This window comes from Plesiocystis pacifica SIR-1 (genome assembly GCF_000170895.1).
GTDB lineage: Bacteria > Myxococcota_A > Polyangia > Nannocystales > Nannocystaceae > Plesiocystis > Plesiocystis pacifica.
Genome location: NZ_ABCS01000009.1, coordinates 60,647 through 80,162 on the forward strand (window position 1 = coordinate 60,647; position 19,516 = coordinate 80,162).

Consider the following 19,516-nt stretch of genomic DNA (forward strand, 5'->3'; position numbering starts at 1 on the left):
GGACGCCCTCGTTCCACTCATGGAACGGGGACTCCGCGGCCGTCTCCCGGAGGCGGCCGCGGCCCTTCGGCTCGGGGTGTCTGCGCGGATAGGACAAAGCCATGCGCCCTCGCCTTGCCTTGCTCGCCACCCTCACGCTCCCGTGCCTGGCCGCCTGCACCATGGCCAACCCGCTGTTTGACTATTACGAGATCAGCGGGGACGAGACGGGCCTCGACGAGGGCCTGGGCGACGAGGCGGGACCCGACTCCGAGGACGGCCCTGGGGCCTCGGGCGGCAACGCCAACGAAGACGCCGGGGGCGAAGACGCGGCCGACTCCGAGGGCCTCGCCTGCGAGCCCGAGCTCGGCGAAGCGCTCGCGCCCATGTTCGGCGACCCGGTGCTCCTGTCCGAGGTCTGCCAGCCCTACATCGACGTGCAGGTCAAGGTGTTCGCCAAGCAGAGCGGCCAGTGGATGGCCGGCGCGTGCCCGAGCGGAGACTGCTCGGACTGCGACCCCGACGACCTCCACCCCCTCGGCATCCTCGGCCTGCCCCTCGAGCAGATCCTGCCCGCGCCTGTGCCCACCGAAAACGACGTCGCCGTGGCCTGCTACGAGGTCGAGGCGGCCCACCCCGCGGGTAAGAGCGACGCTTGCTACTACGAGACCGTGGCGATCTGGGAGGCCGGCGAGGACTACGAGCCGCCGCTCGTCCTGGCCGTGCGCGACGCCTCCGAGCTCGGGCCCAAGGCCGCCGCGAGCCTCGAGGGCTGGTGGCCCCAGATCGCCGTCGAGGGCGAGCCCTGTGGCTGCGACGCCCTCGCGGGCGTGCCCTGCTGCCTCGACGAGGACGGCGTGCAGACCTTCGGCTTCGACCTGAGCGAGGCAGGCGGTGCCGTCGTCGGGCCCATGGACCCGCCCGCGAACATCCAGCTCGACGGCTACGACTACACCTTCGTGCCCGCCCAGGCCCAGGCGGGGGTCAGCTGCGGCGTGGACGAGCTGTCGTGGGCGATCTTCCGGGAGCCTTCCTACTGAGGGCGTAGAGTCGGGGCCGTGAAGGCCCTGAAGCTCCTCATCCTCGGCGGCACCGGCGGTGTCGGCCGACAGCTCGTCGCCCAGGCGAGCGCGGCGGGCCACGAGCTGACCTTGCTCGTGCGACCGACGACTGCTTGCGAGGTGCCCGAGGGTGTCCGCGTGCTCCGGGGTCTGCTCGACGAGCGCCCGCGCCTCGACGAGGCCATGGCCGGCGCGGACGCGGTGCTGTCGTGCATCGGCATGCAGCGCGCGAACCCGGCGAACCCGTGGTCTGCCTCGCGCTCGCCGGAGGATCTGAGCTCCGCGACGGCGAGGTTGATCGTCGCGGCGATGCGCGAGCACGGCGTCCCGCGGATCGTCGCCGTGAGCGCGGCGGGGGTGGGCGACAGCGCGGCCCAGCTCAACCTGGTGATGCGCTTTTTCCTGGCGACCTCGATGATCGGCACGGCCTACGCCGACCTCGCGCGCATGGAGGCGGTCTACGCCGAGTCCGGCCTCGACTGGCTCGCGCCCCGACCCACGCGGCTCATGGACGGCGCGGCCACGGGGCGCGTCGCCGTGGTCGAGCGCTTCGGTACGCGAGCGGCGATCACCCGGGCCGACGTCGCCCGCTGGATGCTCGACGCGTTGTCCGTGCCCAGCTGGCCCGACCCGAGCTGGGGCGGCCGCACGCCGCAGATCTCGGCCGAGAGCTGAGCTCAGCGGTAGGGATCCGTCGGCGCGCTCGCCAGGGCGTGCTCGAAGCGCTTGAGCGCGAGGATGGTCCGGTGCAGCTCGGCCCACATCATGTCCAGGTCCGGCGCCTCGGCCCACAGCACCTGCTCCCACACGTCGTCGGTGCGGTCGCAGCCGTAGAGCAGCTTGCGAAAGGGCTGGACCGAGAGGCCGAGCTCGGCGAGCAGGCGGCGCTCGTCGGCGTCGAGGCGCTGGAGCGAGCGGAGCCAGGCCCAGATCGACAGGCGGATCTCGTAGAGGGCCGCGTCGTACTCGTCGCAGCGCTGGCGTCGGGCCCAGGGGGTCTCGGACAACAGCGGCGCCCGGACCCGGCGGATCGGCAGCTCGAGCTCGATGCGCAGCTGGTGGGCCTGGCTGGCGATGCTCGCCAGGCGCGGGGAGATGTGCTCGGGCAGGCGCAGGGGCTCGCCGTTGGCCTCGTCGAGCTCACGGGCGATGGCCTGCTCGCGCTGGTGCCGTTGCCACCAGCGGTAGCCCACATATGCGGGGATCGCAGCCCCGCTCGCGGTGGCCAGGGCCCAGCTCACGAAGGCCCACCGCCTCTCATGTCCGCGCACATCGCCACGAGATCAACATGATCGACAACCGCGCTGATCTCAACTCGCGGACCCCCTCGCGCCCGCCCATCGGGTGCCATGGGAGCTTCGCCCCAGCCGCGGCCGTGAACGCGGGGAGGTCGGTGGCCTTTGGACCGTGAAAACCCTGCGAGGGGGACCCGGATCGTCGGGCTCGAGTGGGTCAGGACGCCTCGATGTCCGGGCGACCTGGGGCGACTACGCCCCGCGGTCTCGCTTTTGTATGCTCCAGCGGTGCACCGCCTCCACGCCTGCGTCTTCGCATCGCTCTTTTTGACCCTGGCTTGCTCGCAACCCAGCGCAGGAGGCGCTTCTGGGGACACGAAGGCAGAAGCCGGCGAGGCCGACAAAGCCGAGGCGGGCGAGGAGGCCGAGGCCAAGGCCGACAAAGCCGAGGCGGGCAAGGGCAACGAGGCCGACGACGAGCGGGCGCAGCTTCTGTCCAACGAGGTCCTCGACCTGACCAAGATCCTGCGCAAGTCGCCGGAGGAGGCCGAGAAGGTGCTCGGGACGCCCAAGGAGCAGGCCCAGCGCGAGCGCTCTTGCGTCCGCTTCGTGCCCGAGCGGACCTTCTTCAAGTGCAACCACGACACGCGGATGTACGACCACGACAAGGTCAGCTCGGTCCGCGTCGAGTACCACGACGGCTTCGCCTCGGTGGTCGAGATCATCGGCCTGCCGGGCTCGGGCGGCTTTAGCTACGACGCCGCCCTGTCCCTCGTGGGCCTGGTCTTGCCGCGGGAGCCCAAGCACGAGAACCCGCCCGCGACCAACGACCCCGACGCCGTCATCGACGTGTGGGCGTGGGGCAACAGCAGCGCCCGGCTCGTCGTCGACGGGCACCAGTTCCGCGTGCGGGTGTCCGTGGTCAACGGCGAGTGGTTCCGGGCCAAGGTCGAGGTCATCGACAACTCGCCGCTGAGCGAGGACGAGAAGAGCCGGATCATGACCGCCAAGGGCGAGGGCGAGGGCGCGTCTTCGGAGGCGCCCGGGACCCCGGCCGCGCCGAGCCCCGAGGCAGCCCCCGCCGGCTGAGCGGCGCGACATGCCCGAGCGACCCACCCTGTCCACCGCGCGCCTCGTCCTGCGCCCCTTCGCGCTCGCGGACGCGGCCGAGGTGCAGCGCCTCGCCGGGGACGACCGGATCGCCGCGACGACCCTCAACGTCCCGCACCCCTACGAAGACGGCATGGCCGAGGCGTGGATTTCCACGCACCAGCCCCAGTTCGAGGCCGGCAAGCTGCGCAACTTTGCCATCACCCTGGTCGGCTCGGGCGAGCTCGTCGGCGCCATCGGCCTGGCGATCGATCCGGACACGAAGATCGGCGAGCTCGGCTACTGGGTGGGCGTGCCCCACTGGGGCAAGGGCTACTGCACCGAGGCCGCTCGCGCGGTGATCCGGCACGGCTTCTCGGTTGGACTCCAGCGCATCCACGCCCACTACATGGCCACGAACGTCGCCTCCGGCAGGGTCATGGAGAAGATCGGCATGACCCGGGAGGGGACGCTGCGTCAGCACGTCGTCAAGCGAGGCGTACGCCACGACGTGGTGTGGTTCGGGATGCTGGCGTGCGAGCTCGAGGAGAGCTAGGCGCGGGCCGCCAGCTGCGGCACGGGCACCAGGGCTGAGCCCAGGCCGAGGGCGAGGGCGAGGACCACGAACGCGGCGGCGACCGGCGTGGCCTGGAGCGCGCCGAGGAAGGTGGCGTGCTCGCTCGGGGCGGACAGGAAGTAGGTCGCCCAGGTCGCGGCCGCTGCGGTGCCGCCGAGGATCCAGGAGCCCTGCCAGGCCCTGGGGCTGCCGGTCGCGGTGGTCGAGCGGATGCCGATCGAGGCCATGCTGACGACGCCCGCCGCGAGCAGCAGGGCCCCCGCGAAGCCGCCGCTGTCGGCGTGCTGGGCCACCCAGTAGCGGTGCACGAGCGCGCAGGCTCCGAGCACGGCGGTCGAGCACAGCGCGGCGTGGAGGTAGACGGCTCGGGCCACGTTCACGGCGGGGACCGGGAGCACGGACCACGCCCGGCCAAAGCTCCCGCTCTCGAGCCACTGGCTGCCCGCGACCCGCGTCGACAGACCCAGGGGCCTCGCCCCGGCGATCAGGGCCGCGGCCACGACGAGGGTCGTGGCGACGATGGCCAGCTGCTCCCCGGAGCCGTCGGAGCCGTTGGCGAGCAAGGGCGCGGCGAGGACCGCTCCCCAGCCGAGGCCGCGCAGCGAGGCCCGACCAAGGCCGCGCAGGAAGTCTCCGCGCAGCGCGGCCAGGGGCGAGGCGGCGCGCAGCCGGGTCAGCTCGGGGCGCGGACCGAGCTGGCGCGCCGAGCTCGACGCGACCCACGGCGAGGGGCCGCGGACGAGCACCAAGAGCCCCGCGCTGACTCCGACCACGCAGTAACCGAGCAGCGAGTTCGCGCCCGGGAGCGAGAGGCCGATGAGCACGAGGGTGGGCGCGGCCAGCCAGCGCACAGCCATGCGCCAGCCGAAGGGCTGCTCGCGGTCGAGGCTGGCCAGGAACAGGTGCGGCAGGGCCATCGCGCCCAGGGCCGCGCCCATGGTCCCGAGGATGGCCAGGCCGCGCTCGAGGCCTACCTCCGGCGACTCCGCGAACACCACGCTCGCCGAGAGGATCAGCAGCGCGGCGGGGATCAGCACGGCGACCAGCACCGCGAGGGCCTCGGCGAGGGCGCGGACCCGCGGCCCGAGGGGCAGCGTCACGGCCGAGGTCCGGTCGTCGCGTTGGCCGAGGCTCAGGCCCAGGGACCAGCGCGCGAGGGGGACGAAGAGCAGGGAGAACGCGAAGGCCGCGGGGTCGGGCCCGGCCGCGAAGGCGTGGGGGGCGTGGCGCGAGAACATCTGCATGGCCACCATGGGCAGGCAGTTGGCGAGGGCCAAGAGCGCGACCAGGCCCCCGCGGGTGGTGCCGATCAGCCGCAAGGTCACCCAAAAGTGGTGTACGAGGCCGTTCACGACGCCGCCTCCATGCCCGAGGCGCGCAGCACGAGCAGGGTCTCCTCGAGGGACTCGCCGTCCTGGACGACCTCGTCCGTGGGCCCGCTGGCGGCGACGCGGCCGTCTTGGAGCACCAGCAGGGCGTCGGCGATGCGCTCGACGTCCGCGAGCTGGTGGGAGCTGATGATCACGCTGCGCGTGGGGTCCCGGGCGACGCTCAGCACGGCCTCGAGCACGGCCCGGCGCGCGCCGAGGTCCAGGCCCGTGCCGGGCTCGTCGAGCACGACCACGTCGGGGCGGAAGGCGAGGGCGGCGATGATCCGCACGCTCGTGCCCTGGCCGCGGGACAGGTCGCGGACGCGGACCCGCGGGTCGACCCGAAAGCGCGCCAGCAGCTCCTCGACCAGGGCCTCGTCCCAGCTCGCGTAGTAGCCCGAGAGCATGCGGAGCAGGCGAGCGACGCTGAGGTCGAAGAGCGGCCGGTCGTCGCTCATGAAGCCGGCGCGGGAGCGGACGAACATGGGCTCGGCGGCGGGGTCGCGGCCGACCACGCGGACCGTGCCCTCCGTCGGCCGGATCAGGCCCGCGAGGCAGTCGATCAAGGTGGTCTTGCCCGCGCCGTTGGGGCCGACGACGCCGACCACGGAGCCCGGGGCGACGGTCCACGCCGGGATGCGCAGGGAGAAGGCGCCGCGATCGATCCGCAGCCCTCGAATGTCTACGAGGTGTGTCTGACTCATTGCTCGTTCTCCAGTTCGGTCAGCAGGGCACGGACGATGGGCGCGAGCTCCTGGGCGCTCAGGCCCAGCCCTCGCGCCTGGTCGAGGGCCGCACGCAGGGCGGCCTTGCCCTGCTTGCGCAGCGCGGCCCGGCTCGCGGTGGTCACCGTGTCCGCGACGAAGGTGCCCCGCCCTTGCTTGCGCACCACCAGCCCCGCGCTCTGCAGCTCCGCGTAGGCGCGGCGCACCGTGATCAGCGAGACCAGGACCTGGCCCGCGAGGTCGCGGTAGGAGGGGAGCTGGTCCCCCGCGCGGAGCTGTCCGGTGCGCACGAGCGCGGCGATCTGATCGACGATCTGCCGATAGAAGGGCACGCCCGAGGCCTGACTCAGGGTGATGGGAAGCTGTGACATGCTCTGTCGGTGTGCATACATATATACACAGCTTGGCCAGGCCGCAAGCACTTTAAAAAACGCGAGCGCCCCTGGGGACGCTCGCGTTCGGTCTTGGAGAGGGGTCGGGTTCAGCCGCGGGCCAGCAGACCCTCGACCAGCGCGGGGACCCAGCGCGTGCCGGCCCCGTGCAGCCACAGCCCCTTGTTCTTGCGCGCCCGGTCGCAGGCGTGGTCGGAGAAGGGGTTTTGCCCGGGGTTGATGTCGATGATCGCGGCGTCGCGCTCGAGCGCCGCGGCCGACATGTGATAGGGGATCGCCGCGGCCCCCGAGGTGCCCACGACCACGATCAGGTCGCACTCCCCCGCGGCGCGCAGGGCCGAGTCGGAGCGGAACAGCTCCTCTTCGTAGTACTCGTCGAACCACAGCACGTGGGGGCGAGTCCGGCGGCCGTCGTCGGCGACGAGCAGCTCCCACATGGCGTCGGTCATCGGGTCATCCTTTTGCACCCGCGGCATCGCCTCGGGGATCGGGACGGGGGTCCGATCGCCCTCGATGGGCCGCATGTAGTCGGTGTTGCCGTGGACCTCGATGGTCCGCTCGCGGCTGTTGCCCGCGCGCAGGTGCAGGCCGTCGACGTTTTGCGTGACCAGGCAAAAGCGCTCGCCCAGCGCCTGCTCGAGGCGGACGAGGGCCTCGTGGGCGGGGTTGGGCGCGGCGGCGTTGCACACCCCCTTGCGGTAGAGGTACCAGCGCCACACCTCTTTGGGCAGCTTGCCGAAGGCCTCGCGGGTCGCCAGCTCCTGGGGGCGGTACTCCTTGGCGCCGACGGTCCAGTAGCCCTCGGGGCCGCGGAAGGTCGGGATGCCGCTCTCGGCCGAGATGCCTGCGCCCGTGGTCACGACGACCTTGGGCTTCGCGGGCAGGCTATCCAAGAGCGCGCCGAGGCGCGCTTCGAGCTCGGCGTCGGTGAATTTGAACTCGCTCGCGTTGGCCATGCCGCGAAGTGTACATGGAACACTTAGGCGCGCCAGGAAAAAATCCGGGGGGACGGCCGGTCGCTCTGGAAGCTCGGATGTTCGGCATCGAGCCAAGGCGAGCCGCGAGGCTGACGAGAGCGCCTCGCTCCAAAGGTCAGCCAGCGCGCAGGGTGCCAGCTGGTTGGGCTTTGGGAACACTGCGGCGCATCTTCGTCACCCAAAGGAGAGAGTCGAAGGAGTATCGTGAGCCCGTACTGCGTCGCTTTGCTCGGGCGCCCCTCCTCGGGGTGTCCGGCGCTGGCGCGTACCCGCGAGTACTGACCATGACCACGCCCACCCTCCCTCAAAACGACTCGTCCGCCGACCAAGCCGAGCGCGCCCGCGCCCTCGCGTGGGCCAAGACCCAATACAAGTGGCGGCACTCCTTCACCTACCCCGACGGCAAGGTGCTCGAGCCCATCGCGATCCTCGAGGTCACGGACGAGCTGCCGCTGCCGGCCACGGCCGAGCCCGACCTGATCCAGATCTTCGACGTGCTCACGCGGCTGATCGCCGTCACCGGCAACGCCCTGACCCGCCTGGGCGACGTGTTCGGCATCGGGGCCGTGGAGTTCGACCCGCCGCCCCCGGAGGACTTCGACCCCGGCGCGAGCGAAGACGAGGGCAAGGAGAGCCTGCTCGACCGGGCCCGCAACGCGGTCGAGGACGCGGTCGAGGGCGCCCTCGACCGGGCCGAGAAGGTCGTCGATCGGGTGTCCGCCGTGGCCGAGGACCTGCGCGGCGTGAGCACCGAGGCCGGCGGCTTCGTCCGCAAGCTGAGCGCCTACCACGAGGAGGCCAAGGCCCTGCAGAGCTCGCTCCACGAGGCCATGCAAGGCGACAGCGACGCCCGCAACGAGGCCGCCGGCAAGGCGCGCAAGGGCGTCGTCGACTTGATCTGCAAGATCCTGAAGCACCTGTTGGCTGAGGCGGCCATCGAGCTGCTGACCAAGGCCGGGCTCTACGGCACCGCCCCCGAGTTCGCGGCCTTCGCCCGCCAGTTCCAGACCCTGGTCGTGCCCGAGGTGTCGTCGACGACCCTGACCGACGCCGAGTTCGCGCGCATGCGCGTGGCCGGGCCCAACCCCCTGCTGCTCTCCGGCGTCGACGCCTTGCCCGACAACTTCCCCGTCGACGCGGCGCGCTTCGAGGCCCTGACCGGCGTCGCCCTGGCCGACGCGCTGGCCCAAAGGCGGGTCTACGTCGCGGACTGGGCCCCGCTCACGGCCATGACCCCGGGCTCCTTCCCGGCCGGGCGCAAGTACGTCAGCCCCGGCCTGGCTCTGTTCGCCGCCGTCGGTGAGGGCCGCAAGCTGACCCCCGTGGCGATCCAGTGCGGGCAAGAGCCGGGCAACTCCACGCCGGTGCACTACGCCGACGACGGCGACGTGTGGGAGCTGGCCAAGCTCCACATCCAGTGCGCCGACGGCAACTACCACGAGCTGATCAGCCACCTGGGGCTGACCCACCTGCTGATCGAGCCCTTCGCGGTCGCGACCCACCGCAACCTGGCCCAGACCCACCCGCTCTTCCTGCTGCTCTTGCCCCACATCCAGGGCACGCTGTTCATCAACGAGTCCGCGATCACCTCGCTGATCGCCCCCGAGGGCGTGGTCGACATGCTGCTCGCCGGGGCCATCGAGTCGGACTGGGCCGTGGTCGCCAACGCCCTCGGCGGCCTCGACTTCAACGCGCACATGCTCCCCAACGACCTGAAGGCGCGCCAGGTCGACGACGCCGAGGCCCTGCCCAACTATCCCTACCGCGACGACGCCCTGCTGATCTGGAACGCGACCCACGAGTGGGTGCGCAACTACCTGGCCATCTACTACAACGACGACGCGGCGATCATCGCCGACTCGGAGCTGCAGGCTTGGTTCGCCGACGTGAGCGCCACGGACGGGGGCACCGTCGTCAGCCTGGGCGAGCCGCCCAGGGACGACCCCAGCGGGCCCAAGGGCATCTACACCTTCGACTACCTCGTCGACGTGGTCACCATGTTGATCTTCACCGGCAGCGCCCAGCATGCCTCGGTCAACTTCCCGCAGCTCGACATCATGAGCTTCACCCCGGCCATGCCCCTGGCGAGCTACGCCCCGCCGCCGACCCAGACCGGCGGGGACCTGCCCGAGGACGCCCTGCTCCAGAACCTCCCGCCCCTGCAGATGAGCCTCGTGCAGCTGATCATCGGCGACCTCCTGGGCGGGGTCTACTTCACCCGCCTGGGCGAGTACGACCGCCACGAAAACGAGCCCTACTTCTCGGACCCGCGGGTCCGGGAGCCGCTCGCGTCCTTCCAGGCGGAGCTGACGAAGATCGAGCGGACGATCGGCGCGCGCAACCTCGAGCGGGCGAACTACCGCACGCTGCTGCCCTCGCGGGTGCCGCAGAGCATCAACATCTGATCGCCGCGAGCCCAACGACAAAGGGCCGCGAGCATGCTCGCGGCCCTTTGTCGTTTTGGCGGCCCAGCCCCTCGCCCGGGTTGCCCATGCCGCCCATGCCCTCGCAGTCCCCGCCCTCCATGCGGGAGCAAGAAGGAAACAGCGAATCGGCAGCTCGTTTCAGTTTCGCGAATCACCGGCGTCTAGCGGGACCTCCCATGTGCGCATTTGGTCGCGACTGGGCGCTCGGTCGGGCATGTCGTCGAAGAACAGCAGCGCGTTCGTCACGTAGGCGAAGTCGTGCTCGTTTTGATGGCGGTGCAAGGGGTTCCAGGCGAACAGCAGGACCCGGCCGTCACCCACGGGCACGTCGAGGAGGGCGGCTCGGCGCTCGATGGCCTTGGGCTTGGTGACGATGCCCGAGCGCGCGAGGGGGACCTTGGCGCTCGCGGTTGACGGGCTCGGGGGCTCGGTAGGCTCGGCAGCTTCGGGCTCGGCGGGCGCGTCGCCCTCGAGCTCGGCGAGGGCCTCGGGCTCGGCGGGGATGTCGGCTTTGCGGTCGGCCTCGCGCTGGGCGTCGACGTGGGTCTTGGTCCCGAACTGCACGACCGTTCGTCCCCAGTCCCAGTCGCGCACGGCGTAGACCGGGAGGTTGCCGCGGAACACCCAGTCGACGGCCTCGTAGCCCCAGGCCAGGGGGTGGTCGGGGCGCAGGCGCTTGGTGGTCAGGTGCGAGCCCGGGGTGCCGCCGGGGTCGAGGCTGCGCACGCCCGGGGCCAGGCCGCCGTCGGCCGCGAGCACGCCCGCGCTGCCCAGGCACACCAGGGTGCCGCCGGAGCGCACGAAGGCCTCGAGCTCGCCGAGGCCGGCGAAGCCCATGCCGCCGGTGATGTCCGGGGAGCTGTCGACGACGCCGTGAGAGGGGAACTCGGGGGTGGTGGTGTAGGCCAGCGGGCCCCACTTGGTGTCGACGCCGTGGACGATGTCGGCGAAGCGCATGCCGCCTTGGCTGGGCACCAAGATCAGGTCGAAGCGATCGGCGAGGCCGCCCGCGCGCAGGTCGTCCTTGTCGATGAGCGTGAACTCGACCCCGAGCTGCTCGAGGGTGTAGCGGGCCCAGCCCGAGTCCTGGGTGTAGCGCCAGGTGTGAAACAGGGCCACGCGCGGGCGGTTGACCTCGACGGTGGCCGCCTCGCCGGGTGCTTCGCCTTCGAGGGCGAGGGCGTCGAGCAGCAAGGGCGCGGTGTGGCGGGCGAGCTCGTCGCCCGCGAGGCCCTCGACGATGAGCGAGCCGGCGGGGTGACCCTGCCACGCCTCGCTCAGCGCCCGGACCTTCGCGGATTCGGGCAGGGCCCAGCGCAGCGTCGCGAGGCTGGCCTGGCCGCGGTGCTCGATGAGCCAGCGCGTGCCCGGCCCGCTCGGCGTGGCCGCCTGGGCTCCGAGGTGATCGTCGACGGCGGCGAGGTCGGCGACGGGGCTCAGCTGGCTGCCCTCGCCGGCGCCGTCGAGCGCGAGCACGGCGGGGTCGTCGATGGCCAGGACCTCGACGTCGAGCATCAGGTCGAGGGACCAGGCGACGTCGTCGTAGGGCGTGGTCTTGGCGCTGGCGGGGAAGGGCTGGGCCTGGAGCAGGGTCTTGGCGTAGTTGCGGTAGGGCTGGTCCATGCGCACGAGGTAGTCGCCGTCGTGCACGGTCACCGGCTCGCCGCCCTTGGCCGCGCGGAAGGTCTGGCCGGCCTCGCCCAGGCCCTGGACCTGGTGCAGCTCGATGCGGTGCAGCAACAGCAGCTCGAGCAGGCGCCGCGTCGCGCCGGCCTCGCTCGCTGCGTCGGCGTGGGCCGGGATCACGAAGGCGTGGGGCCGCTCGGTCTCGCCGGCCTCGAGGCTGTTGCTGCCCTTTTGCCAGAAGTTGAACAGCAGCTCCTCGCCGTGGCGCGCGGCCAGCTGCAGCGAGCTGAGCACGGCGGTCTGCATGTAGTTGGTGTTGTTGCGCAGGCTCCAGGTCAGGGTCTGGTCCGGGGGCCAGGCGCGGTACCACTGGCGCGAGTTGATGCGCGCGCCCGCGTAGCTGTAGTCGTCGAGCTCGCGCTCGAAGGTCTTGGGGCTGGAGTTGCCGAAGGTCTCGTAGAAGCGGCCCGTGGCGTTGTGGTTGTTGGAGACCCACAGGATGTAGCCGGGGTACCAGCCCGTGTAAAAGCCCCAGGTCCACACCCCCTGGAGGCCCAGCTTGGTCGCCGTGCTGACCTCGTAGCTGGCGATCCACTGCCACTCGGTCACGGTGATCGGATCGATGGTCTCGTTGTAGGGCCCGGTGCCCGTGGACACGTAGAGCAGGGGCACAGACTCGTGCAGGTCCAGGGTCAAGACCGGCAGGAACTCGTGGAAGGTGTCGGTGTAGTTGCGGGTCAGCGGCTGGGACTGCTGCAGGCCGTCGCGGTTGTTGTCGTGGGCCGTGTAGTCGCCCCAGTACGGCGCCATGTGTGGGGGGCTGTCGCGCCGCTCGGTCACGCCGGTGAGGTGGCGGTAGTACCAGTCGACCATGCGCGCGCGCCCGTCCATCTCGAGCACCGGGGTGATCAGCACGACGACGTTGTCGCGGATCTCTTTGATGTGGTCCTGCTCGCTGACGGCGAGGCGGTAGGCCAGCTCCATGACCATCTCGGGCGGCCCGGTCTCCGGCGAGTGCAGCCCCGCGGTCATCCAGTAGATCGGCGGCGTGTCCCTGGCCAGGGCCCGGGCGCGCTGCTCGTCGGTGACGCGCGGGTCGGCGAGCTCGCGGTTGGCCGCCTTGATCTCGTCGAGCTTGGCGAGGTTCTTCTTGCTGCCGATGGCCGCGACGATCATCTCGCGCCCGCCGTGGCTGCGGCCCATGGAGAACACCTGGACCCGGGGGCTCTCGTCGGCGAGGGTGCGGAAGTAGGCGTTGATGGTCTCGGGCTGGGTCAGCTCGCCGGGGGTGCCGATGCTGTAGCCCAGGGCCTGCTTGGGCGAGCTGACCCGCCGCGAGACCGGCAGGTGGTCGACCCACTCGCTGAGGTAGGTGGGGTCGGTGGTGTTGGCGTGGATGTCCCGGGCGTAGTCGACGTCGAGCTTGTCCTTGCCGCGGCGCGTCGGCAGCTGGGGCTCCGCGCTGCCTTCGCCCGCGACGGCCAGGCTCGAGCAGCTCAGCGAGCCGGCGGTGATGCAGGCCAGGCCGAAGGCGGCGACCAAGGACGTGGCGAGGGGCAGCGAGCGAGACACCCCCGCATGGGAGCGCGGGCGGGCGCCTCTGGTCAAGGGGGGAGCTCGCTACATTGCCAGCGGAAGGTCGCGGTGTAGCGCTGGGCGTGGAGCAGCAGGCCGTCGGCGGTGGGGCGGATCGATCGGAGCCCGCTCAGCGCGATGGGCACGTCTTCGACGGGTTCCCAGCTGTGGTCCGCTGGCGCTTCGCCGAGGTGGCGGTGCAGCGTCCAGCCCGAGAGCTGGGACTCGCCGAGCAGCCACGCGCGCCCCGTCGCGTCGTTGAAGGGGGTGTCGCCGCCGCTGACCGGGGGCTCGAACGGCGTCCACTGCCCCGTCGCGGGGTCGTAGCGGTGCAGCTCGGTGAAGGTCTCGTAGCTGTCGAAGCCGATGGAGTAGCGCACCCGAGCGACGATGTCGCGGGCCTTCGCGGTCGAGCCGACGCTGGTGACGTAGACGGACTCGAGGTTCGAGTCCGAGCTGGGCGCGTAGAGCTCGTCTTGCTCGGCGAGGACGGTCCAGCCCTGGTCCGCAGACCAGCGCCACACCTCGGCCCGGTCGGTCGCGACGACGAGCCCGTCGTTGAGCTCGGCCATGGACTCGATGGGCCGCATGTCGTCTTCGACCGTCAGCGTCGGGATCCAGCTCCCTTCGCCTTCGCCTGCGCTCGGCTCGAAGCGCCACAGCACGGCGGCGTTGGGGCCCTCGCGCTCGAACTCGGCGACGAGCCAGGGCGTGCGGCCCCAGGCCCGCAGGTCCAGGGCGCGGAGCTCGGCGACCGGTGGCTGCCAGGCCTGCCACAAACCCGCCTCGCCGTCGGCCCAGCGCCGCAGCTCGAGGGGGGCGTCGGGGTCGCTCGGGTCGGGCTCGACGAGCATCCACGCGCTCGCGGACCCGTCGGCGATGAGGTCGTCGATCTCCGGGGCCTCGGCGCCCGTCGTGGGCAGGGTGAACAGCTCGAACCACCGGCCCCGGTCGGTGGCTGGGTCGGCGCCGTCGAGCTCGAGGCCGTCGACGACGAACACCAGGGCGGCGGGATCCCAGCGCCACACCCTCGGCCCCTCGTAGTGCAGGGTCGCGTCGATGGCGTAGGCCGAGCCTGCTCGCCAGGGGGTGGACTCGAAGTGCAGGCGCTCTTGGACCAGGGGCGAGGAGTCGGCGTTTTGAACGCCATGGATCCACTGGTTTTGGGGCGTGGGCCCCATGGCCAGCTCGGTGCTCAACAGCTGCAGGGCCTCGGCCCGGCCCGCGACCACGAGGGGCGCCGCGGCCGAGGAGCGGAGCCCGAGGGTGCCGAGGTCGAGGAGGGCCTCGGCGCCCTCGGAGCCGCCGCCCTGCCAGCGCCACAGCTGGGGGGCCGCGTCGCCGCTTTGGGTCGTGAAGGTCAGCCCGGGGGCGTCCGCGGGCACTCGCTCGAGGTCGCCGCTGGGCCCCGGGACGACGCTCCATTCGCCCGCGGTGCTGCGCCGCGCGAGGGCGCCCTGGCCGATCGCCAGGACCTCGCCGGCCTCGACGTGGATCATCGCCGCCGCGAAGTTCTCTCCGCTCTCCTCGATGGTCCACTCGCCGTCGACGCGGTGGGCGAAGCGTCCAAACGCGCCCCCGACCCACATCTCCTCGCCCTCGGCCCACACGCTGGAGATGCCGGTGACGGTCACGGGCACGCTGACCCCGACCCAGCTCGAGCCCTGCCAGTGCAGCACGCTCTGGGCGTGGTCGCTGCTGTCGCCGACGAAGTAGGCCTCGCCCTCGGCGGTGATGACGACCTCGGCCTCGTCCGCGGTCAGGGTGTGGGTCAAGGTCTCGCCGTCCCAGTAGCCGAGCTCGTAGGAGCCGTAGAGCCACGCGTCGTCCGGGGCGCGGGCGAAGAGCTCGGGGTTGTCGAGCTCGAAGAAGCCCTCGCGCAGCTCGAGCGCTTCGCCGTCGAAGCTCAGCAGCGCGCCGTCGTGGCCGTAGGCGAGGAAGCGCTCGCCGTCGGACCACAGGGCGTCGAGCTGGGGGTAGCTGGTGCGGGCGTAGACCCAGCCGTTGCCTTCGAGCTCGGCGTCGGTGCACGGGGCGGCCTCGGACCCGGCCTCGTCACCGCTCGGGTCGACGGCGTCGGGGTTGCAAGCCAGCGCGAGCGAAGCGACGGCGAGTCCCACGTTGCGCCCCCAGTGTCCCCGGATCATGGCAGCCAGTGTAGCTCAGCGCGCCCGCCCGCCGAGGCGTCGGCGGTACTCCGCCGGCGTGAGCCCGACGAGCTCCGCGAACACCTTGCGCAGGGCCCCGGCGTCCTCGTAGCCCACGGCCCAGGCGATCTCTTGGAGGCTGTCCTGGCTCAGCTCGAGGCGCTCGCGGGCCTTGCCCACCCGCAGGTGTTGGAGGTACTCGCGGGTCCGCAGCCCGGTCGCCCGTTGAAAGCGGCGCATGAAGGTGCGCTCGCCCAGGCCCGCGCGCTTGGCCATCTTGGCCACGTTCACCGGCTTGCCGACGTTGCGCTGGAGCCAGCGCTGGACCTTCAGGATCTGCGCGTCGCCGTGGGTCAGGGTCGGCGTGAAGGTCCGGTAAAAGCGCTGCTCTCGGCCGCCGGGATCGACGAGGAAAAAGCGCGCCGTCTCGAGCATGGTCGCCGGGCCCAGGGTGCGCTCGACCAGGCACAGGCCCAGGTCGATCCACGCGAACAGGCCGCCCGCCGTGATCACGTCGCCGTCGTCGACGAGCAGGCGATCGCAGTCCAGCTCGACCTCGGGGTAGCGCTGGCCAAAGGCCTCGTCGAGGGCCCAGTGCGTCGTCGCGGGGCGGCCGTCGAGGAGGCCGATGTCCGCGAGCAAGAACGCCCCGACGCACACCGAGCAGAGCATGGTGCCGGCCTCGTGGCGGCGCAGCAGCCAGGCGCCGACGGCCTCGTCGATGGGCCCGGGCGGAGACTCGCCCAGGCTCGGGGGCAGGACCACGGCGGTCAGCGGCGTGTCGGGTTCGTCGAGGGCGGCCTGCTCGAAGCGCGAGACCTCGAGGCCGCTCGCGCCCGTGCGTCGCTCGTGCAGGCGCGCGGCCCAGGTGAACAGGTCGACGAGGCCGTAGACGGCAGCCCGCTGGGCCCCCGCGTAGTCGAGCACCCCGATGGTCACCGTCTCCGCCATGGCGCGCATGTTGTCATGTTTGGCCTCGATGTTGTCAGTTTTGAACCTAGACCAGCTGGAAGTGACAGAGCAGACTCCGGGCATGAGCAAGGCACTGATCGTCATCGACCTCCAAAACGACTACTTCCCCGGCGGCGCCTACCCGCTGTGGAACGCCGAGGGCACCCTCGCGCAGCTCGAGCGCGCGATCGGGGCGGCCCGCGACGCGAACATCCCGGTGATCCACGTCCAGCACGTCGCCGACCCCAGCGCGGGGCCTTCGCCCTTCTTCAACGCCGGCACCCCGGGGGTCGAGATCCACGGGGCGATCCGCGAGGCGGCCCCCGACGGCCCCGTGGTCGTCAAGGCCTTCGCCGACAGCTTCGAGCAGACCAAGCTCGAGGAGCTGCTCTCGGGCCTCGGCGTCACCGAGCTGCTCGTCGCCGGGATGATGACCCAAAACTGCGTCACCCACACCGCGATCTCCAAGGCGGCCGAGAAGTACGCCGTCAGCGTGCTCGCGGACTGCTGCACCACCGTCGACGAGATGCTGCACGTGATCGCGCTGCATGCCCTGTCGACGCGGGTGAAGCTGGTGTCCTCGACCGAGGCCATCGCGGCCTGAGGTCAGACCAGGCGCTCGTTGATGGTCGTCAGCCGCTCCCGGGCGCGCCGTCGGGCCTGCCCCGGCGAGTGCCCGAGGGCCGACTTGAAGGCCCGGGTGAACGCGGCCCGCGACGCGTAGCCGAGGGCGTCGGCGACCTCCTCGACGCTGCGCTGCTCGTCGCGCAGCCACTGCTCGGCGTGGCCCATGCGCCAGCGCGTGTAGTAGCGCATGGGCGAGACGCCGAGGCAGGCCTGGAAGCGAGCCGCGAACGCGCTGCGCGACAGGCCCACGGCCTTGGCCAGGCTGGCGACGGTCCACGGCTCTCGGGGGTCGCGGTGGAGCAGGTCGAGGGAGCGGCGGATCGGCGGATCACGCAGGGCGCGGAGCAGCCCCGGGGACTCCTCGTCGCCGCCGTCGAGCCACTCGCGGATCGCCCCGACGGCGAGGAGCTCGGCCAGGCGCGAGAGCACCAGCTCGCTCCCGGCCCCGGGCTGCGCCGCCTCGTCGACGAGCAGGGCGCTCAGGCCCGCGAGCCAGTCCGGGGCCTGCTCGGCCGAGAGCGAGAGCACCGGCGGCAGCGCGGGCAGCAGGGCGTTGAGCTCGAAGTCGAGGCCGCCGGTGAGCAGGTGGGTGACCGCGCCCGCGCCCCCGCTGCGGACGATGCAGCGCCCGAGCACGCTGTCCCACTCGAGCTCGGAGAGGGGGTAGACGGGCGTGCGCTTGCCGCTGGCGAGCTCGTGGGCGTCGCCCTGGGCGAGCAGGGCGAAGTCGCCGGGCCCCAGGGCGACGCGCTCACCGGCCGCGCGCAGGGTCGCCCGACCCCGGGCCACGAACACGTAGGCCGCCCCGCGGGCGCTCTCGGGCACGGCCAGGCCCCAGGGCGCGGCCAGCAGGGACTGGCAGTAGCTGCTCTCGCGCAGGCGCAGGCGCAGCAGCGAGTCGAGGAGGGCGTGGCGGGGCTCGTGGAGCTCGGCGAAGGTGAGCATGGGCTGGATCCGGAGCGAGAGAGCTCTTGGACGAAGGAGCACAAAATTTAGATTTGATGTCATGGATTGTCTACCCGCCCGGTCCTAGCTTGTCCTGGCCATGAGCAAGGTCTTCATCCTCAACGGCCACCAGCCCTACCCCTTCTCCCCGGGCCGCCTCAACGCCACCTTGGTCGAGCGCGCGCAGGCGCTGCTCGGGGGCGCGGGCCACGAGCTGCGCGTCTCGAAGACCGCGGACGTCGCCGGCGCCCCCGCCCTCGACGTCGACGCCGAGATCGACAAGCACCGGTGGGCCGACCTCATCCTCTTGCAGTTCCCCGTGAACTGGATGGGCGCGCCGTGGAGCTTCAAGCGCTACATGGACGTCGTGTACTCGGCCGGCATGGACGGGCGCCTGTGCGCCGGAGACGGCCGCAGCCGCGAGCAGCCCAAGGCCAACTACGGCCGGGGCGGCTCGCTGACGGGCACGCGCTACATGCTGTCCGTGACCTTCAACGCCCCGCGCGAGGCCTTCGACGACGAGGCAGAGTTCTTCGGCGGGCGGTCCATGGACGACCTGCTATGGCCCATGCACCTCAACCTCGACTTCTTCGGCGCGACGCCCCTGCCCACCTTCGCTTGCTTCGACGTGATGAAGAACCCGGAGATCGAGTCCGACCTCGCCCGCTTCGACCAACACCTGCGCACACACGTCGGCGACCACCTGCCCGCCTGAGGACCACCACCATGACCACTCCCAGCCACACCCAAAAGCTCCACCCTGGCGCCGCGTTCCCGAGCCTCGAGGTCCCCAGCCTCGACGGCAGCGTCCGCGACCTGTGCAAACCCCAAGGCGACGCGGACTGGATGATGGTCGTCGTCTACCGCGGCCGCCACTGCCCGATGTGCACCCGCTACCTCGACATGCTCACGCCGCTGCTGCCCCAGTTCACGGCGATCGGGGTCGACGTCGCGGCCGTCTCGGGCGACAGCGCCGCCCAGCTCGAGCGGCACCTGGGCCAGCTCGGCGCCGAGCCCAGCTTCCCGATCTTTCACAGCCTGAGCGTCACCCAGATGCAGCAGCTGGGCCTGTACATCTCGGATCCCCGCTCGCCCGAGGAGACCGACCACCCCTTCGCGGAGCCTGGCGTGTTCGTCATCAACGAGCACGGGACGCTGCAGGTCGTCGACATCTCGAACAACCCCTTCGTGCGCCCAGAGCTGGATACGCTGGCGCGGGGGCTGAAGTGGATCCGCAACCCCGACAACGACTACCCCATCCGCGGAGCCCGACCCTACGGCTGAGTCGTGGACGTGGGGCAGGGAGGGTGTGGCGTCGTCCACGACGGCTAAAATCGACAGGGACTGTGAAAACTTCACAGTCCCTGAGGCGCCCGCGGGCGGACCGTGGGTAGACTTCGCGGCGTGAGCACCATCGAGCTACCCCCCGAGCCCGGCGCCTTCCCCAAGAGCGCCCTCTTTGACGGTCCCTACACCGCCGTGCCCGAGCTGCCCCTGGGTAAGTGGAGCGTGATCGCAAACCAGCGCATCTACGTGCTGACGATCCACGGCGAGAAGGGGGGCGAGGTCTCGGCCGAGCTCAACAGCGGCGACGTGGTCGACGCGAAGTGGGACAGCAAGAACCAGCGCCTGACCTTCACGCGCGTGGTCCCCAATGTGGTCAAGCAGTCGTGGACGGGCTACGTGATGGCCCACGACCCCGACGACCCCAAGATGCGGATGGCGGGGACCTTCGAGAACATCAAGCCCATCGTCAGCCCCAACGCGAGCGGGTGGTACGCGACGATGAACCTCGAGAAGAAGTAGCTCGGCGG

At 71.4% G+C, this 19,516-nt stretch carries 18 protein-coding genes; 9 read left to right on the plus strand and 9 right to left on the minus strand.

Going from position 1 to position 19,516, the window contains the following annotated elements; all coding sequences use genetic code 11:
• Positions 1 to 101 precede the first annotated feature (101 nt).
• Positions 102 to 1,019: a hypothetical protein gene (locus PPSIR1_RS06540; protein ID WP_157595258.1), complete on the plus strand. Its 918-nt coding sequence runs from the start codon at positions 102 to 104 to the stop codon at positions 1,017 to 1,019.
• A gap of 18 nt (positions 1,020 to 1,037) precedes the next feature.
• Entirely contained in the window at positions 1,038 to 1,715 is a 678-nt protein-coding gene (locus PPSIR1_RS06545; protein WP_006970215.1) for an NAD(P)H-binding protein, read from the plus strand.
• 2 nt (positions 1,716 to 1,717) lie between these two features.
• Here PPSIR1_RS06545 and PPSIR1_RS06550 read toward each other — a convergent pair whose 3' ends face one another.
• Positions 1,718 to 2,281, minus strand: coding sequence for a hypothetical protein (locus tag PPSIR1_RS06550; RefSeq protein WP_157595259.1), 564 nt, complete (start codon positions 2,279 to 2,281; stop codon positions 1,718 to 1,720).
• Between the two features lie 282 nt (positions 2,282 to 2,563).
• Between PPSIR1_RS06550 and PPSIR1_RS06555 the strand changes: the two genes are divergently transcribed.
• Both PPSIR1_RS06555 and PPSIR1_RS06560 read left to right on the plus strand, forming a co-directional pair.
• On the plus strand, positions 2,564 to 3,364 hold the full coding sequence (locus tag PPSIR1_RS06555; RefSeq protein ID WP_006970217.1) for a hypothetical protein: 801 nt from the start codon (positions 2,564 to 2,566) through the stop codon (positions 3,362 to 3,364).
• Positions 3,365 to 3,374: 10 nt separating this feature from the next.
• Positions 3,375 to 3,920 carry a GNAT family N-acetyltransferase gene (locus PPSIR1_RS06560; protein ID WP_006970218.1) on the plus strand — a complete coding sequence of 182 codons (546 nt, stop codon included), beginning with the start codon at positions 3,375 to 3,377 and terminating at the stop codon, positions 3,918 to 3,920.
• Here the strand turns inward: PPSIR1_RS06560 and PPSIR1_RS47435 are convergent.
• The 4 genes from PPSIR1_RS47435 to PPSIR1_RS06580 form a co-directional block, all read right to left on the minus strand.
• Complete coding sequence (locus PPSIR1_RS47435) at positions 3,917 to 5,293, minus strand: hypothetical protein (RefSeq protein WP_006970219.1); 1,377 nt, start codon at positions 5,291 to 5,293, stop codon at positions 3,917 to 3,919. The genes PPSIR1_RS06560 and PPSIR1_RS47435 overlap by 4 nt on opposite strands.
• Positions 5,290 to 6,015 carry an ABC transporter ATP-binding protein gene (locus PPSIR1_RS06570; protein ID WP_006970220.1) on the minus strand — a complete coding sequence of 242 codons (726 nt, stop codon included), beginning with the start codon at positions 6,013 to 6,015 and terminating at the stop codon, positions 5,290 to 5,292. The genes PPSIR1_RS47435 and PPSIR1_RS06570 overlap by 4 nt, the downstream gene beginning before the upstream one ends.
• Entirely contained in the window at positions 6,012 to 6,407 is a 396-nt protein-coding gene (locus PPSIR1_RS06575) for a GntR family transcriptional regulator (RefSeq protein WP_045115500.1), read from the minus strand. The genes PPSIR1_RS06570 and PPSIR1_RS06575 overlap by 4 nt, the downstream gene beginning before the upstream one ends.
• A gap of 110 nt (positions 6,408 to 6,517) precedes the next feature.
• On the minus strand, positions 6,518 to 7,384 hold the full coding sequence (locus tag PPSIR1_RS06580) for an SIR2 family NAD-dependent protein deacylase (RefSeq protein WP_006970222.1): 867 nt from the start codon (positions 7,382 to 7,384) through the stop codon (positions 6,518 to 6,520).
• Between the two features lie 305 nt (positions 7,385 to 7,689).
• Here PPSIR1_RS06580 and PPSIR1_RS06585 point away from each other — a divergent pair, with 305 nt between their 5' ends.
• On the plus strand, positions 7,690 to 9,810 hold the full coding sequence (locus tag PPSIR1_RS06585; RefSeq protein WP_006970223.1) for a lipoxygenase family protein: 2,121 nt from the start codon (positions 7,690 to 7,692) through the stop codon (positions 9,808 to 9,810).
• Positions 9,811 to 9,969: 159 nt separating this feature from the next.
• Here the strand turns inward: PPSIR1_RS06585 and PPSIR1_RS06590 are convergent, their stop codons facing one another.
• The 3 genes from PPSIR1_RS06590 to PPSIR1_RS06600 are packed head-to-tail and all read right to left on the minus strand — an operon-like array spanning position 9,970 to position 16,139.
• Positions 9,970 to 13,029, minus strand: coding sequence for a M14 family zinc carboxypeptidase (locus PPSIR1_RS06590; RefSeq protein WP_006970224.1), 3,060 nt, complete (start codon positions 13,027 to 13,029; stop codon positions 9,970 to 9,972).
• Between the two features lie 32 nt (positions 13,030 to 13,061).
• Positions 13,062 to 15,179 (minus strand): hypothetical protein, encoded by a 2,118-nt coding sequence (locus tag PPSIR1_RS06595; RefSeq protein ID WP_006970225.1) that lies wholly within the window; start codon positions 15,177 to 15,179, stop codon positions 13,062 to 13,064.
• Between the two features lie 15 nt (positions 15,180 to 15,194).
• Positions 15,195 to 16,139, minus strand: a complete 945-nt coding sequence (locus PPSIR1_RS06600; RefSeq protein ID WP_006970226.1) for a GlxA family transcriptional regulator — start codon at positions 16,137 to 16,139, stop codon at positions 15,195 to 15,197.
• A 73-nt stretch (positions 16,140 to 16,212) separates the two neighbouring features.
• Between PPSIR1_RS06600 and PPSIR1_RS06605 the strand changes: the two genes are divergently transcribed.
• Positions 16,213 to 16,734, plus strand: coding sequence for a cysteine hydrolase family protein (locus PPSIR1_RS06605; protein WP_006970227.1), 522 nt, complete (start codon positions 16,213 to 16,215; stop codon positions 16,732 to 16,734).
• Between the two features lie 2 nt (positions 16,735 to 16,736).
• Here PPSIR1_RS06605 and PPSIR1_RS06610 read toward each other — a convergent pair whose 3' ends face one another.
• Positions 16,737 to 17,702, minus strand: a complete 966-nt coding sequence (locus PPSIR1_RS06610; RefSeq protein WP_006970228.1) for an AraC family transcriptional regulator — start codon at positions 17,700 to 17,702, stop codon at positions 16,737 to 16,739.
• A gap of 100 nt (positions 17,703 to 17,802) precedes the next feature.
• Here PPSIR1_RS06610 and PPSIR1_RS06615 point away from each other — a divergent pair, with 100 nt between their 5' ends.
• The 3 genes from PPSIR1_RS06615 to PPSIR1_RS06625 all read left to right on the plus strand — a co-directional run bounded on the left by PPSIR1_RS06615 (position 17,803) and on the right by PPSIR1_RS06625 (position 19,508).
• A complete protein-coding gene (locus PPSIR1_RS06615) occupies positions 17,803 to 18,417 on the plus strand; it encodes an NAD(P)H-dependent oxidoreductase (protein ID WP_006970229.1) in 615 nt (204 codons plus the stop codon).
• Positions 18,418 to 18,428: 11 nt separating this feature from the next.
• The gene (locus PPSIR1_RS06620) at positions 18,429 to 18,986 is read left to right on the plus strand and encodes a redoxin domain-containing protein (protein WP_006970230.1); all 558 of its coding nucleotides are present in this window, start codon (positions 18,429 to 18,431) and stop codon (positions 18,984 to 18,986) included.
• Between the two features lie 120 nt (positions 18,987 to 19,106).
• Positions 19,107 to 19,508 carry a hypothetical protein gene (locus PPSIR1_RS06625; protein WP_006970231.1) on the plus strand — a complete coding sequence of 134 codons (402 nt, stop codon included), beginning with the start codon at positions 19,107 to 19,109 and terminating at the stop codon, positions 19,506 to 19,508.
• The last annotated feature ends 8 nt before the right edge of the window (positions 19,509 to 19,516 follow it).